Raw genomic sequence first — 13,926 nt, forward strand, 5'->3', positions numbered from 1 at the left:
AGCGCCTCCGCGAGCTGGGCCGTCTGGGTCGGCAGCGCGTTGAACAGGGCCGCGGCGTTGGCCATGGACGCCTGCATCGCGCCGGCGAGCTTGGCGAGGAGAACCTCGCGGGACTCGAGGTCCGCGAGCTTGGTGATGTCGGAGGCGTCCATCGACTTGCCGTCGATGAAGCCGCCCTTGATCACCAGCAGCGGGTTGGCCTTGGCGAAGTCACGCAGGCCCTTGGCGGCCTCGACCACGTCGCCCTTGACGAACGCGATGGCGGACGGGCCCTCAAGAAGGTTCCTGAAGTCGTCGTCCAGACCCGCGTCGCCGGCGGCGATCTTGGTCAGCGTGTTCTTCACCACGGCGAACTTCGCGTTCTCGCCGAGGTTGGTGCGCAGCTCCTTGAGCTGGGCGACCGTGAGCCCGCGGTACTCGGTCAGCACGGCGCCGTTCGAGCTCTCGAAGTCGTTCTTGAGCTCGGCGATCGCCGTGGCCTTTTCGGCCTTAGCCATGGGCCTCCTTCCGATTACCTTGGGTGGGAAGCCGCCGGGGCGAAGAAAGCAAAAACGCCCCGGCGTAGGCGCACGGGGCGTCAGGCACGACCACGGAACAGCCATGCGGGAAGCTCTCGTCTCACCTACGCGGGCCGCTCGTCCCCCGACGGATCGGAGGCCGAGTCCTTCGGCCGTTCGCTGTGCGGACACAGGAACGGCGACCGGCGGTCTTCGGCAGTGCACAGACTACGCGCCGAAGTCCGCCGACGCCAAATCGGGCAGGTGACCCGAGATCGTCCGGACCGGCCGCCCGGGGCGTCGCGGGTGCGACGGGCTCCGCGCGCCCGCGCGGAGCCCGTGGACCGGAGGCGGGGCGCGGCGGAGAACCCGGGATCAGGCTCCGGGGGTGGCGCCGGGCTGCGGCAGCTTCGGCATCTTGCCGACCTCGGAGGCGGGCGGCGCGCTGACCGTCACCGGCGCGTTCCAGTCAGAGTAGGTGACCGAGGTGTTCATCTTGGTGGTCGCGTCCGCGGGCGTCTTGACGACGACCTTCGCCGGAAGCTGCTTGCCGTCCACCCACAGGTCGAAGACGAGGGTCTGGACGCCGAGCTTCTGGAAGTTCTTCAGCTGGCGGTCGCGCTGCTCGGCGGGCAGCTTGGCGGTCATCTCCTGGACGGACACCGTGCCCGCGTAGTGCGTGGTCTCGACGCCGTTCACGGTCTCCTTGCCCACCTCGTGGACGTCCTTGGAGGCCGTGAGCTTCTTGACCTGGTCGCTCGGGTCGGCCTGCTTCTGCTGGTCGAGCAGCTGGTCGAAGTTCTGCCCGGACGCGGCGCCCAGCTCGGACGCCGTCACCTTCACCCACGGCTTGCCCTGGCTGAGCCGCGCGAACGCCGGAGACTTCATGTAGAGGACGCGGTCGACCATGACCATCTCCATGCCGCCGCCGTTGCCCGCGAGGCTCTTGCCGCCCATGGCCATCTGGTCGATGGTCATCCGGAACGCCAGCTGGGGACGCAGGTTCGACTCCATGCGCATGTGCATCGTGACCGCGCCGGGCGCACCGGGCACCGTGACCTCCGTCTGGAGGTCGGCCTTCACGCTCTTCACCTGCGAGGTCTTCTCGGACGACTTGCGCACCACGTCCGCGGCGGCCAGCACGACACTCTTGCCGCCACCCGACGCGGCGGCGGTCTTGTCGTCCCCGGAGCCGCCGAGGCATCCGGTCAGTGAGAGGACCATCCCCGCTGACACGGCGGTTCCGGCGACGAGACGACGCTTCATGACCAAGCTCCCTTTTCAGTGATCTCCACATGCCTGCGAGGCTCGGGCACTCTACGGGAGATCTCCGACAGGAGCGGAACGAAGCGGGTCATCCACCCCGTCCAGCACGGACCCGGCGCAAGCGAACGGGCGCGACCGCGTCTCCGGTCGCGCCCGTTCACCGGGAACCGCGTGCGGCCCGCGCCCGGTCGTGCTCGACCGGGCGCACTGGGCCGTGTTGACTACGTCCCGGCCGTCTCGGTCAGGCGCATGCGCCCGCCCACTCGACCGCGCCGCCCCGGCAGGTCCTCTTCGGCCAGCTCCGGTTCGGCCGGTCCTTCCCGGCCGGTCGCGCTCGGTCAGTTGTGCTTGCCGAACAGGCCCTGGAGCGAGAAGTCGCCGACCTGGTCCGACGGCGGCGGGCTGACCTTGAAGGACTTGCCGTAGTCGCGGTACAGGACCGTCACCGTGCCGGAGTCGCCACCGGCCGCGGCGCCCTTGGTGACCATCTTGCGCGGCAGGTTGGACGAGTCGACCCACAGGTCGAAGTTCATCTTCTGGTCGGACTTCCCGGCCCGGTCCAGCCACTTCTGCGCGTCGGCCCGCTGCTGGGCGTTCAGCTGCTGCAGGGCCTCCTTGACCGTGACGGTGCCCTGGTAGTGCGTCGTCCGGGTGCCGTCCACCGACTCGGTGCCGACCTTGCGCACGTCCTTGGACGCGGTGAACATCTTCGTCTGCTCGGCCGGGTCGACCTGCTGGATGCGGTCGATGACGTTCCGCAGGTCCATGCCGGACTGCTGCTGGGCCTGCGCCACGCTGATCTTCAGCCACGGCTTGCCGCCGCCGACGAACTGGCTGAACTGCTGGGGGACCTTCGCGTACAGGGTGTTCCCGTCGAAGATCGCCTGCCCGCTCAGCCCGGACAGGCCCTGCCCGCCCGTGGAGACGTTGTCGAGCGTGGCGTTGAACTGGAGCGTGGGGCGCAGCCGGAACTGCCCGGTCGCGTGCACCGACCCGCCCTTGGCGGAGTCGGCGATGGTGAGGTCGGCCTTGAACGTGTCGGCCTTCCCCGTCTTCTCCGACGCCTTGATCACGGCGTCGGCCGCGGTGAGTTTGATGTCACCCGTGCTGCCGCTCTTGGTGTCCGTCCCGCCACATCCCGACAGGAGAAGGACGGCACCGGCGGAGGTCACGCCCGCGGCAACGGCGATTCGGCGCTTCATGGAAAGGTGCCTCCTAGGTCTCACTGCTGATGACCTTCAGTCTGCGCGGGTGCGCACCGCTGTGCATCCCCCGGTGGTACGAACACAAGCCTCCGCGCTACGACCATGGGCGTACCCCGCGGGACCATGCGACCCCGATCCGGTCCCGGAGGAGCAGGTGACACCGCCCCCGATGCGAAAAGGACGCCCCCGTGTCCGGGGACGTCCTTTTCAGGGTGCTCGGCTCGCCGAGCCGCTCGACGGGCTCCGTCAGGCGGCGGAGTCCTCGAGCTCGGCGGTGAGGTTGCGGACCACGTTCGGGTCGACCTGGATGGCCGGGCCCATGGAGGTGGTCAGCGCGGCCTTCTTCACGTACCGGCCCTTGGCGGCGGACGGCTTGAGACGCATGATCTCGTCGATCGCGGCGGCGTAGTTCTCCACCAGCTGGCGCTCGGAGAACGAGGACTTGCCGATGATGAAGTGCAGGTTCGCGTGCCGGTCGACACGGAACTCGATCTTGCCGCCCTTGATGTCGGTGACGGCCTTGGCCACGTCCATCGTCACGGTGCCGGTCTTCGGGTTCGGCATCAGGCCGCGCGGGCCGAGCACGCGGCCGAGGCGGCCGACCTTGCCCATCTGGTCCGGGGTCGCGACGACGGCGTCGAAGTCCAGGAAGCCGCCCTGGATCCGCTCGATCAGGTCGTCCGAGCCGACGATGTCGGCGCCGGCCTCGCGGGCCTCGTCCGCCTTCGCGCCGCCGGCGAAGACCAGCACGCGGGCGGTCTTACCGGTGCCGTGCGGCAGGTTGACGGTGCCGCGGACCATCTGGTCGGCCTTGCGCGGGTCGACGCCCAGGCGCAGGGCGACCTCGACGGTCGCGTCGAACTTGGTGACCGAGGTCTCCTTGGCCAGCTTCACCGCGGCGAGCGGGGTGTAGAGGCGGTCCTTCTCGATCTTCTCGAGAGCGGCGCGGTACGCCTTGCTGCGCTTCATGTTCCCTCCTCAGGGATGCGTGGTGCGGGCCGCGCAGCGGCCCTCCCACTGTCTTCCGTGACGTCCGCGTGGCGCGGACGGACGGCCGCCCGCCCGGAAGCGGGCGGCCTGGGCGCCCGCCGTTCGGCGGACGGCGGCGCCCGCCGGAGCGGGCGCCGGGGTGCTACTCGACCTCGATGCCCATGGAACGGGCGGTGCCGGCGACGATCTTCTCGGCGGCGTCCATGTCCTTGGCGTTCAGGTCGGGCATCTTGGTGCTGGCGATCTCGCGGATCTGGTCGCGGGTCACCTTGCCGACCTTGGTCTTGTGCGGCTCGCCCGAGCCCTTCTCGACGCCCGCGGCCTTCAGGATCAGCTGGGCGGCCGGCGGGGTCTTGGTGACGAAGGTGAACGAGCGGTCCTCGTAGATCGTGATCTCGACCGGGATCACGTTGCCGCGCTGGGCCTCCGTGGCAGCGTTGTACTGCTTGCAGAAGTCCATGATGTTGACGCCGTGCGGACCGAGCGCGGTACCGACGGGCGGCGCGGGGGTCGCGGCGCCGGCCTGCAGCTGGACCTTGACGATCGCGGCGATCTTCTTCTTGGGAGGCATGTGCCCTCCTCTGTCCCGTTTCGCGGTGGCCTCGACTCCCGTGGGAAACGGGCAACACGGCGGCCGGGACTAGCCCGCCGTGTAGAAGCCGGAAAAGTGTGGTCCCTCCGTCCCCGCGTGCGGGGAGCCGGCGGGCAGGGCCTGCCGCCGTGCGACCGGACGGGACCGTCCCCGCGAGAGCGGGGACGAGTGACACGCTGAACGAGTCTAGGCGATCCGGCCGAGCGGCTCGTCCAACGGGACACCGGAACCCCGTCCGGATGCGTGCCGACGACGCGTTTCCACCAGGCCGGAAAGCGGAACGCCCCCGCGCCGGCAGGCGGCGGGAGCGTTCGCGGGAAGCCTCGTCAGATCTTGGAGACCTGGTTGAAGGAGAGCTCCACCGGGGTCTCGCGGCCGAAGATCGAGACCAGCACCTTGAGCTTCTGCTGCTCGATGTTGATCTCGTTGACCGTGGCCGGGAGGGTGGCGAACGGGCCGTCCATGACGGTGACCGACTCGCCGACCGAGAAGTCCACCGTGCTGGCGATCTTCGCGGTCTCCTTGGCCTTGGTCTCCGGGGTCTCCTCCGGCTCCGGGGCCAGCAGCTTGGCGACCTCGTCCAGGCTCAGCGGGGACGGCTTGTTCGACAGGCCGACGAAGCCGGTGACGCCCGGGGTGTTGCGGACCGCGGCCCAGGACTCGTCGGTCAGCTCCATCCGGACCAGGATGTAGCCCGGCAGGACCTTCTCGTTGACCTTCTGCCGCTTGCCGCTCTTGATCTCGGTCACCTCGTGCTGGGGGACCTCGATCTGGAAGATGTAGTCCTCCATGTTGAGCGTCTGGGTGCGGGTCTCGATGTTGGTCTTGACCCGGTTCTCGTACCCCGCGTAGGAGTGCACGACGTACCAGTCGCCCGGCTGGAGCCGGAGCTGCATCTTGAAGTCGGCGTAGGGGTCGGCGGGCGGTCCGGCGGGAGCCTCGCCGGCGTCCTCGCCGTCCTCGTCCCCGGTCGCCTCGGCGTCGGCGGCGGGCGCCTCATCGGCACCGCTCTCGTCGGCGCCCGTCTCGGCGACGTCGCCCTCCGCGGCGGCGTCCTCGCCGGCCTCGTCGGCCGGGACGTCCGCGACGCCGTCAGCGGACGCGTCGGCCGGACCGGCCGCCCCGTCCGTCGGCTCGGCCGCGGCAGCCGCAGCGGACTGGGCCTCTTCGATGGCCTCGTCGTTGGGCTGTGAGGACTCGGACACGGCGCTGATTCCTTACTTCTCTCGACTGGCTTGGCTGGAGTTTTCCGGCGGTGGACCGGACGCGGGGGGCTGGTCGACTCTGTGCTGCTGACGCGGACCGCACGGACGGCGCCGGAGCGTCACGGCTCCGGCGAAGGGGGCGTCCGGTGGACGGACGCCCCGCGGTCGGCGCGGATCAGCCGAAGAGCCAGAACACGCCCTTCTGCAGACCCCAGTCGATGCCCGCGACGAGCGCGACCATGACCAGCACGAAGACCAGGGAGACCGTGGTGTAGGTGATCAGCTCACGGCGCGTCGGCCAGATGACCTTGCGCAGCTCGGCGATCACCTGGCGCACGAAAAGGGCGGGAGTCGTCCGCTTCGGCGCGGAGCTCGACTTGCCCTCGTCCTTGGCCGCGGCCTCGCCGCGCGTCTCAGTCGCCATTGTGCCGCCGTTCACCTCATAGGTCGTGTTCAACCACGTCGTGGTTGTTCGCGCGGACCCCGGCAGCCCGTGGCCGCGCGGGGAAGCGCGCACCGCACCTCGCAGGGCAGGAGGGACTCGAACCCCCAACCGCCGGTTTTGGAGACCGGAGCTCTACCAATTGAGCCACTGCCCTTCAACGCCTCCCGGAGGAGACACCCGATCTTCGCAGACCGGTTCGTGCCGGTCCCAGCTTACGGCTTGTGCGGACATGGCCGTATCCCGGTGACGCGTCACTAGGCACGGGAGTCTACGGCCCCGGACGCCCTCCCGTCGAACCGGAAAGCCAAAACGTTCCCCGGCATGTCTTCGCGAGCTGCCGGAACGGCCGTCGATATCTCGCTGAAGTCATGGCCCCGCGTCGGTAACGTTACGGACATGAGCACTGAGCGTCCCCGCATCTCCCGGCGCATCGCCGCCATCTCCGAGTCCGCCACGCTGGCCGTCGACGCCAAGGCCAAGGCGCTGAAGGCGGCGGGCCGCCCGGTCATCGGGTTCGGCGCCGGCGAGCCCGACTTCCCCACGCCCGACTACATCGTCGAGGCGGCCGTGACCGCGTGCCGCGTCCCGCGGTTCCACAAGTACACCCCGGCCGGGGGCCTTCCGGAGCTGCGCGAGGCGATCGCCGAGAAGACGCTGCGCGACTCCGGCCTGCGGGTGGACGCCGCTCAGGTGCTCGTGACCAACGGCGGCAAGCAGGCCGTCTACGAGGCGTTCGCGACGCTGCTCGACCCGGGCGACGAGGTCATCGTCCCGACCCCGTACTGGACCACCTACCCCGAGTCGATCAAGCTCGCCGGCGGTGTCCCCGTGGACGTGGTGGCGGACGAGACGACCGGTTACCGGGTCTCGGTGGAGCAGCTCGAGGCCGCCCGCACCGACCGGACCAAGGTGCTGCTGTTCGTCTCGCCGTCCAACCCGACCGGCGCGGTCTACTCGCGGGACGAGATCGAGGCCATCGGGCGCTGGGCCGCCGAGCACGGCCTCTGGGTCGTCACCGACGAGATCTACGAGCACCTGGTGTACGGCGACGCCGAGTTCCACTCGATGCCGGTCGTCGTGCCCGAGCTCGCCGACCGGACGCTGGTGCTCAACGGCGTCGCCAAGACCTACGCGATGACCGGCTGGCGGGTCGGCTGGCTGGTCGGCCCGAAGGACGTGGTGAAGGCCGCCGGGAACCTCCAGTCGCACGCCACCTCCAACGTCGCGAACGTCTCCCAGGCCGCCGCGCTCGCCGCCGTGACGGGCGACCTGTCGGCCGTCGCGGAGATGCGCAAGGCGTTCGACCGCCGCCGCCAGACGATGGTCCGGATGCTCAACGACATCCCCGGCGTCGTCTGCCCCGAGCCGGAGGGCGCGTTCTACGCCTACCCCTCGGTCAAGGAGCTGATCGGAAAGGAGCTCCGCGGCAGGCGCCCGGCGTCCTCCGTCGAGCTGGCCGCCCTGATCCTGGAGGAGGCCGAGGTCGCGCTCGTCCCGGGCGAGGCGTTCGGCACTCCCGGCTACTTCCGCCTGTCCTACGCGCTCGGCGACGACGACCTCGTCGAGGGCGTCTCCCGGGTCGCGAAGCTCCTCAGCGAAGCCCACTGACCCCGGCTCGCGAAGCCCCGGCCCCTCTCCGAGGCGGCCGGGGTTTTCCCGTTCTTCGCGGGGTGATTTTCCACACATCAGGACGGTGCGGGAGGCCCGGATTCCGACTGCTCCGCACTTGTCCCGAATAGCCGTTCACCTCGGCTCCTCGGGGATTCCGGAGCCTCTGGAGAGTCGTCCCGCCCGGCTAAAGGATCATGTGACGCATGGCCGCAACGGGTCATGGCGGGTAGTCCGGACTGATGGTCCTGGTGAGCCGCGGGTTCCACATCGGCTCGGATCCGGCAACATTGGCACATGGAGGCCCCTACCACGTCCGCCGCGTCCCCACTGGTCGAGACCCGTCGTCCCCGCCCGGTGGCGACACTCCCCAAGGCGCACCTGCACCTGCACTTCACCGGCTCGATGCGGCACTCCACCCTGGTGGACCTCGCCGGCAAGTACGGCGTGCACCTCCCGGACGCCCTCGTGGAGGACTGGCCGCCCCGGCTCCGCGCCACCGACGAACGCGGCTGGTTCCGCTTCCAGCGCCTCTACGACATCGCCCGGTCGGTCCTGCAGTCCCCCGACGACCTGCGCCGCCTGCTCCGCGAGACCGCCGAGGACGAGGCCGCCGAAGGGTCCGGCTGGCTGGAGATCCAGGTCGACCCGAGCGGCTACGCGGCCCGCTTCGGCGGCCTGACGCCAACGGTCGAACTGGTGCTGTCGGCCGCCCGCGAGGCCGAGCGCGCCACCGGTGTCGGCGTCGGAGTGATCATCGCGGCGAACCGCACCCGCCACCCCCTGGACGCCAAGACCCTCGCCCGCCTCGCGACCCGCTACGTGGACCAGGGCGTCGTCGGCTTCGGCCTCTCCAACGACGAGCGCCGCGGCCGTGCCTACGACTTCGAGGGCGCCTTCCGCATCGCGAAGCGCGCGGGCCTGCTGTCCGTCCCGCACGGCGGTGAACTCCTCGGCGCGGCGAGCATCCGCGAGTGCCTGGAGACCCTCGAAGCCGACCGCATCGGCCACGGCGTCCGCGCCGTCGAGGATTCCCGCCTCCTCTCCCGCATCGTCGACCGCGGCGTCGCGCTCGAAGTCTGCCCCGCCTCCAACGTCAGCCTCGGCGTCGCGTCCACCCCGTCGGACGTCCCCCTCCGCACCCTCTACGAGGCGGGCGCCCACCTGGCCCTGGGCGCGGACGATCCCCTCCTCTTCGGCTCCCGCCTGGCCCGCCAGTACGAACTGGCCCGCGAGGTCCACGACTTCACCGACGCCGAACTCGCCGACCTGGCCCGCCACTCCATCCAGGCGTCCGCGGCCCCCACCCAGCTCCGCACCCGCCTCCTCACCCAAGTCGACAACTGGCTGGCCACTCCCCCCGAATAACCCACCCGCGCCCCGCGCAGCCCACACCTCCCGTCCCAGGGCCTCCGCCGACACCTCACGCGGTGCCCGGCACACACCTCCGCTTGCGGCCCCCGCCGTGGCGCGCGCAGTGCGCACCTCGGCTTCGGATCCTCCGCCGACGCCCCGTACAGCTCACACCTCCGGTTTCAGGACGTCCGCCTGGCGTCCTCGGCAGCGCGCGGATCTGAGTCCCGGACGCCCGCCCGGCGTCCTGCACAGCACGCAAATCTGACTCCTGGACATCCGCCCGGTCCCCCTGCGCAGCGTCTCCCTCCCTGGTCCAGGTCGTCCGCCCAGAGCCTTGGGTCTCGGCTCTGGGACGTCCCAGCGGCTTCGGGGTGCAGGGACTGGCTTGAGGGTGGGTGGGGGGTCGGGGTGGCGGGCTCTTGAGTGCTCGGTGCGGTCAGGGCGGGGATGGACGTCGTTGGGACGGGTTGCGCGCCGGGCGCTGGTGGGGCTGCGTCCGGCGCGCTGGTGATGGGTGGCTTTGTGCAGGGCTGGGGCTCGTGCTGGCGGGAGTCAGTTGGTGGGGGCGGGCGCGGAGCTTGTGGTGGGGCGCTCGGGGGTGGGCGCGGGGTGGGTGGTCGGTGGAGTGCTCGTGGGGGCCGGGGTTGAGACGCCCGTCGTGCTCGGGATGGCGAGGGTGGCCAGGGCCGCGGCGGTCAGGACGGCGGTGGCCGTCCAGAGGACGGTGGTGACGCCGGTGGCGAAGTGCTGTGGAGTCGTCATGTCGCCGGTGGCGGTGAAGACGGCCCCGAGGGCGGCGACGCCGAGGAGGGTGCCGAGCTGGCGGCTGATGTTGCTGATGCCGGACGCCACGCCGGTCTGGGTGGGCGGGGCGAAGGACAGGACCAGACGGGTGACGGGCGGGAAGAACAGGCCCATGCCGATGCCGACGAGGACGAAGCCGGGGACGAGCTCGGCGTAGTCGAAGGCGGGCGCCAGGCGGACCGCCAGCCAGGCCAGGCCGGCGGCCTGGAAGACCAGGGACAGGGTGATCACCGGACGAGTGCCCAGGCGGGACGCCAGCGGGGCGGTGAGCGGGGCCACCAGGAGCGGCATGGCCGTCCACGGGAGGGTGCGGACGCCCGCCTCCAGCGGGGACAGGTGCCCGATCATCTGGAGGAACTGGATCAGCAGGAACGTCACGCCGAACATCCCGAAGCACATCGCGAGGCTGACCAGGTTGACGAGGGTGAAGCCGCGGGAGCGGAACAGGGTCAGCGGGAGCATCGGGTGCGGCGTGCGGGCCTGGTGGACGACGAACGCGACGAGCAGGGCGATGCCCGCGAGCGCGGAGCCGAGGACCTGCGGGCTCGTCCAACCGTGCTCGTTGCCGCGGACCAGGCCGAGGACGACGCCGAGCAGCCCGAGGGTGACCAGGACGGCGCCGAGCGGGTCGAGGCGCTGGGCCGGGCCGCGGCTCTCGGTGAGGAAGCGCGGCGCGAGGGCCAGCACGAGCACGCCGGCGGGGACGTTGATCCAGAAGATCCACTCCCAGGTGGCGTACTCGGTGACGGCGCCGCCGACGATCGGCCCCAGGGCGACGCCGAGGCCGCTCATCACGCTCCAGGCGGCGAGGGCGGCGGCTCGGCGGGCCGGCGGGACGGCGTGGGCGAGCAGCGTGAGGGTGAGCGGGGCGACGATCGCGCCGCCGACGCCCTGGACCGCGCGGGCGGCGATGAGGACGCCGATGCCCGGCGCCATCGCGGCGGCCGCCGAGGCGAGGGTGAACAGGGCGAGGCCGAGCATGAACAGGCGGCGCCGGCCGTGCCGGTCGGCGATGGCGGCGGCGGGCAGCAGCAGGACGGCGAAGGTGAGCGTGTAGGCGTTGACCGTCCACTCCAGGCCCTCAAGGCCGGTGCCGAGGTCTTCGCGGATGGCGGGCAGGGCGTTCGTGACGATGAGGTTGTCGAGGGTGACCATGAACAGCGCGATGCCGGTCACCACGAAGGTGCGTAGAGCGTGAGGCTTCATGACGCTTCCTTGATTAGTTATCAGTCACTAACTTCAATGGGCAGAAGAAGGCGCGTCGGTGGACGCGCGCGGACGGAGGCGACGTCGCGACGAGAGGCGGGCTACCCCTTCCCGGCGGTCGTCGCGCGGCCGTCGGCCGGGACGGACGGAGAGTGGTCGGCGGCGAGGCTTCCGCCCGAGACCGCATTGGGATGGTGCGACCACTCCACCAGGACGTGGGGCAGTCGCTCGCCCGCGTCGAACGGGATGTTGAAGGCGGTCAGCACGTTCAGCAGCATGCCGACGGAGACGAACCGCATGACCTCTTCGGGCGTCTCGCCGGAGATCTCGCCGATCGTTCGCCACAGCTTGGCCCACTTGGCGTTGCCGAGGGCGCGCAGCTCGGGATCGTCGACGGCGGCGGCGTAGATCTGCAGCTGGAAGCGGAGCAGGGTCGGGTCGCCGGCCAGGATCTCGCGGTAGCGGTGCCCCATGGCGGTGAGCGCCTCGCCGCCGTACAGGCCGCCGGCCGCCTCGCGCATCGCCAGCTCCATGTCGTCGAAGCAGCGTTCGGCGGCGGCGAGGAAGAGCGCGCGCTTGGACGGGAACAGCCGGAACAGGTAGGGCTGCGACACCCCGACCCGCTCGGCGATCGCCGCAGTGGAGGTGCCCTCGAAGCCGCTGCGGGCGAACTCGGCCATGGCGGCCCGGATCGTCTGCTCGCGGCGCTGCTCGGCACTCATCCGTGGACTCATACTCGTAAGTTATTGGTCGATCACTAACCACGTCAACCCGGCCGAGGCCACACTCTCCTACCGAGTTGGTCAGGTGATCATCGAGCGGTCTCGCGAATCCGCCGCAACCGCCACCTCGGCCCAGGTCAGAGGGTCACACCGACGAACACGGGCTCGTTGACCAGCTCGACACCGAAGGCGGCCCGCACCCCGTCGCGGACCTCGCGCGCGAGCGCGAGCAGGTCCTCAGTGCTTCCGCCCTCAGGGTTGGTCAGAGCGAGGGTGTGCTTGCTGGAGATACGCGCGCGCCCGCGAGTGTGCCCCTTGGCGAAACCCGCGCGGTCGATGAGCCAGGCGGCGGACGTCTTGGTGCGGCCGCCGCTCTCCGGGAAGCGCGGGAAGGCCACGTCCGGCCCAAGACGCTCGGCGACGCGGTGTTCGAGCTCCGCGAGGGACTCGGCGTCCAGGATCGGATTGGTGAAGAACGAGCCGGCGCTGCGCGTGTCAGGGTCGGCCGGGTCGAGGACCATGCCTTTGCCGCGCCGCAGTTCCAGGACGGCCTCGCGCGCCTCCTTCAGCGGCACGCGCCCGCCCGGCTCCGTGCCCAAACGGCGTGCGAGCTCGGCATACGCGATCGGCTGGGAGTCGTCGGACTCGCGCAGGGCGTAGGTGACCCCAAGGACCACGTACCGGTCCGGCGTCTGCTTGAAGAGGCTGTTGCGATAGGTGAAGCGACAGTCCTCGCGGGAGAGGGTGACGATCGTCTCCGACCGGCGGTCGTATGCGCGCACCTCGACGACGGTCTCGGAGACGTCCTGCCCGTAGGCTCCGACGTTCTGGATCGGGGTCGCGCCCACACGGCCCGGGATGCCCGACAGGCATTCGACACCGGCGAGCCCGTCGGCGACGCAACGCGCCACGAACGGCTCCCACTCCTCGCCCGCCTGCACGCGCACGAGGACACGGTCGTGGCCGTCCGGCAGCTGCTCGGCGCCACGGGTTCCCACGTGGACGACCGTCCCGGGGAAACCCTCGTCCGACACCACGAGGTTGCTGCCGCCGCCGAGCACCAGGACGGGCTCGCCCTCGGCGTCGGCCTCCCGGACGGCGTCGACGACCTCGGCCTCGGTGGTGGCCTCGACGAACCGCCGGGCCGGGCCGCCGAGGCGCAGCGTCGTGTATCCGGCCAGGTTCACCTCTTCAGCGAACACCGCCACGTGGTGTCTCCCCTCCCCTGCGCGCGCATGAGCCGGGGACGGTCGGCCGTCCCCGGCTCATGTGTACCGTACTCGCGGGCCTCGACCGGACTCAGGCGAGCCGGACGACGGCCTTGGCGCGGGTCAGCACCTTCTGCCCCGCCGACCTGGCCGTCAGCGCCACGACGACCGTGTCGTCGTCGCGCTTCTCCTCGATCTTCCCGCTGATCTCCAGGTCGGCGCCGCCCTCGTCGGGCACCACGACGGGCGCGGAGAAGCGCACGCCGAGGTCGACGACCGCGCCGGGGTCGCCCGCCCAGTCGGTCACGTAGCGGCCGGCCTGGGCCATCGTGTACATGCCGTGGGCGATGACGTCCGGCAGGCCGACCTGCTTGGCGAAGCTCTCCCGCCAGTGGATCGGGTTGAAGTCGCCGGAGGCGCCCGCGTACATGACGAGGTTCGCCCGGTCGACGTGGTAGGTCTGCGGCGGCAGCTCGTCGCCGACGCCGACCTCGTCGAACTTCACCTTGGCGGTCATCAGGCCCCCCGCTCCACGATCGTGTTGAACGACTTGCAGACCAGCTCGCCCTCGGCCGTCCTGACCTCGGTGACGATGTCGACCTTCTCGTTGTTGCCGATCGACTTGATCTCGGTGATCGTCGAGGTGCAGGTGACGACGTCCCCCGCGCGCACCGGGCGGACGTACTCGAACCGCTGCTCGCCGTGGACGACCATCGCGAAGTTGATGCCGAGCTCGGGGTCGCCGAGCGCGCCGCCGCCGAGGGAGACCACGATCGGGAAGGTGGGCGGCGCGATGACGTCGGGGTGGCCGGCCGCGCGGGC

General features: G+C 70.7%; 14 protein-coding genes and 1 tRNA gene. 2 read left to right on the plus strand and 13 right to left on the minus strand.

The window, feature by feature from the left end:
• From rplJ to AB0J52_RS09760, 8 genes are all read right to left on the minus strand, one after another.
• Nucleotides 1–497, minus strand: a 497-nt coding sequence (gene rplJ / locus AB0J52_RS09725; RefSeq protein WP_500181161.1) for a 50S ribosomal protein L10, incomplete at its 3' end; no start/stop codon positions are given.
• Nucleotides 498–872: 375 nt separating this feature from the next.
• A complete protein-coding gene (locus AB0J52_RS09730) occupies nt 873–1,763 on the minus strand; it encodes an SCO4651 family lipoprotein (RefSeq protein WP_500181162.1) in 891 nt (296 codons plus the stop codon).
• A gap of 338 nt (nt 1,764–2,101) precedes the next feature.
• Nucleotides 2,102–2,965 (minus strand): SCO4651 family lipoprotein, encoded by an 864-nt coding sequence (locus tag AB0J52_RS09735; RefSeq protein WP_500181163.1) that lies wholly within the window; start codon nt 2,963–2,965, stop codon nt 2,102–2,104.
• A gap of 249 nt (nt 2,966–3,214) precedes the next feature.
• Complete coding sequence (gene rplA / locus AB0J52_RS09740; RefSeq protein ID WP_500181164.1) at nt 3,215–3,937, minus strand: 50S ribosomal protein L1; 723 nt, start codon at nt 3,935–3,937, stop codon at nt 3,215–3,217.
• A gap of 163 nt (nt 3,938–4,100) precedes the next feature.
• On the minus strand, nt 4,101–4,529 hold the full coding sequence (gene rplK, locus AB0J52_RS09745) for a 50S ribosomal protein L11 (RefSeq protein WP_500181165.1): 429 nt from the start codon (nt 4,527–4,529) through the stop codon (nt 4,101–4,103).
• 347 nt (nt 4,530–4,876) lie between these two features.
• Nucleotides 4,877–5,755, minus strand: a complete 879-nt coding sequence (gene nusG, locus AB0J52_RS09750; RefSeq protein ID WP_500181166.1) for a transcription termination/antitermination protein NusG — start codon at nt 5,753–5,755, stop codon at nt 4,877–4,879.
• Between the two features lie 175 nt (nt 5,756–5,930).
• The gene (gene secE / locus AB0J52_RS09755; RefSeq protein WP_117360053.1) at nt 5,931–6,179 is read right to left on the minus strand and encodes a preprotein translocase subunit SecE; all 249 of its coding nucleotides are present in this window, start codon (nt 6,177–6,179) and stop codon (nt 5,931–5,933) included.
• A gap of 102 nt (nt 6,180–6,281) precedes the next feature.
• Nucleotides 6,282–6,354: transfer RNA gene (locus AB0J52_RS09760), tRNA-Trp, on the minus strand.
• 242 nt (nt 6,355–6,596) lie between these two features.
• Between AB0J52_RS09760 and AB0J52_RS09765 the strand changes: the two genes are divergently transcribed.
• Nucleotides 6,597–7,808 (plus strand): pyridoxal phosphate-dependent aminotransferase, encoded by a 1,212-nt coding sequence (locus tag AB0J52_RS09765; RefSeq protein WP_500181167.1) that lies wholly within the window; start codon nt 6,597–6,599, stop codon nt 7,806–7,808.
• Between the two features lie 297 nt (nt 7,809–8,105).
• Complete coding sequence (locus AB0J52_RS09770; RefSeq protein ID WP_500181168.1) at nt 8,106–9,176, plus strand: adenosine deaminase; 1,071 nt, start codon at nt 8,106–8,108, stop codon at nt 9,174–9,176.
• A 540-nt stretch (nt 9,177–9,716) separates the two neighbouring features.
• Here the strand turns inward: AB0J52_RS09770 and AB0J52_RS09775 are convergent.
• The 5 genes from AB0J52_RS09775 to AB0J52_RS09795 all read right to left on the minus strand — a co-directional run.
• Nucleotides 9,717–11,174: an MFS transporter gene (locus AB0J52_RS09775; RefSeq protein WP_500181169.1), complete on the minus strand. Its 1,458-nt coding sequence runs from the start codon at nt 11,172–11,174 to the stop codon at nt 9,717–9,719.
• Nucleotides 11,175–11,275: 101 nt separating this feature from the next.
• Complete coding sequence (locus AB0J52_RS09780) at nt 11,276–11,896, minus strand: TetR/AcrR family transcriptional regulator (RefSeq protein ID WP_500181170.1); 621 nt, start codon at nt 11,894–11,896, stop codon at nt 11,276–11,278.
• A 137-nt stretch (nt 11,897–12,033) separates the two neighbouring features.
• Complete coding sequence (locus AB0J52_RS09785) at nt 12,034–13,104, minus strand: UDP-N-acetylmuramate dehydrogenase (protein ID WP_500181172.1); 1,071 nt, start codon at nt 13,102–13,104, stop codon at nt 12,034–12,036.
• A 91-nt stretch (nt 13,105–13,195) separates the two neighbouring features.
• Nucleotides 13,196–13,621 carry a MaoC/PaaZ C-terminal domain-containing protein gene (locus AB0J52_RS09790; protein WP_500181173.1) on the minus strand — a complete coding sequence of 142 codons (426 nt, stop codon included), beginning with the start codon at nt 13,619–13,621 and terminating at the stop codon, nt 13,196–13,198.
• Nucleotides 13,621–13,926, minus strand: a 306-nt coding sequence (locus AB0J52_RS09795; RefSeq protein ID WP_500181174.1) for an FAS1-like dehydratase domain-containing protein, incomplete at its 5' end; no start/stop codon positions are given. The genes AB0J52_RS09790 and AB0J52_RS09795, both read right to left, overlap by 1 nt.

Origin of the sequence: Spirillospora sp. NPDC049652 (assembly GCF_040675125.1) — a bacterium.
Lineage (GTDB): Bacteria > Actinomycetota > Actinomycetes > Streptosporangiales > Streptosporangiaceae > Spirillospora.

Excerpts from the sequence above, each read along its gene's own strand:
- rplA (WP_500181164.1), bottom strand. The coding sequence starts at position 3,937 with ATGAAGCGCAGCAAGGCGTACCGCGCCGCTCTCGAGAAGATCGAGAAG.
- rplK (WP_500181165.1), bottom strand. The coding sequence starts at position 4,529 with ATGCCTCCCAAGAAGAAGATCGCCGCGATCGTCAAGGTCCAGCTGCAG.
- AB0J52_RS09735 (WP_500181163.1), bottom strand. The coding sequence starts at position 2,965 with ATGAAGCGCCGAATCGCCGTTGCCGCGGGCGTGACCTCCGCCGGTGCC.
- secE (WP_117360053.1), bottom strand. The coding sequence starts at position 6,179 with ATGGCGACTGAGACGCGCGGCGAGGCCGCGGCCAAGGACGAGGGCAAG.
- AB0J52_RS09765 (WP_500181167.1), top strand. The coding sequence starts at position 6,597 with ATGAGCACTGAGCGTCCCCGCATCTCCCGGCGCATCGCCGCCATCTCC.
- AB0J52_RS09730 (WP_500181162.1), bottom strand. The coding sequence starts at position 1,763 with ATGAAGCGTCGTCTCGTCGCCGGAACCGCCGTGTCAGCGGGGATGGTC.
- AB0J52_RS09770 (WP_500181168.1), top strand. The coding sequence starts at position 8,106 with ATGGAGGCCCCTACCACGTCCGCCGCGTCCCCACTGGTCGAGACCCGT.
- AB0J52_RS09780 (WP_500181170.1), bottom strand. The coding sequence starts at position 11,896 with ATGAGTGCCGAGCAGCGCCGCGAGCAGACGATCCGGGCCGCCATGGCC.
- AB0J52_RS09775 (WP_500181169.1), bottom strand. The coding sequence starts at position 11,174 with ATGAAGCCTCACGCTCTACGCACCTTCGTGGTGACCGGCATCGCGCTG.
- AB0J52_RS09790 (WP_500181173.1), bottom strand. The coding sequence starts at position 13,621 with ATGACCGCCAAGGTGAAGTTCGACGAGGTCGGCGTCGGCGACGAGCTG.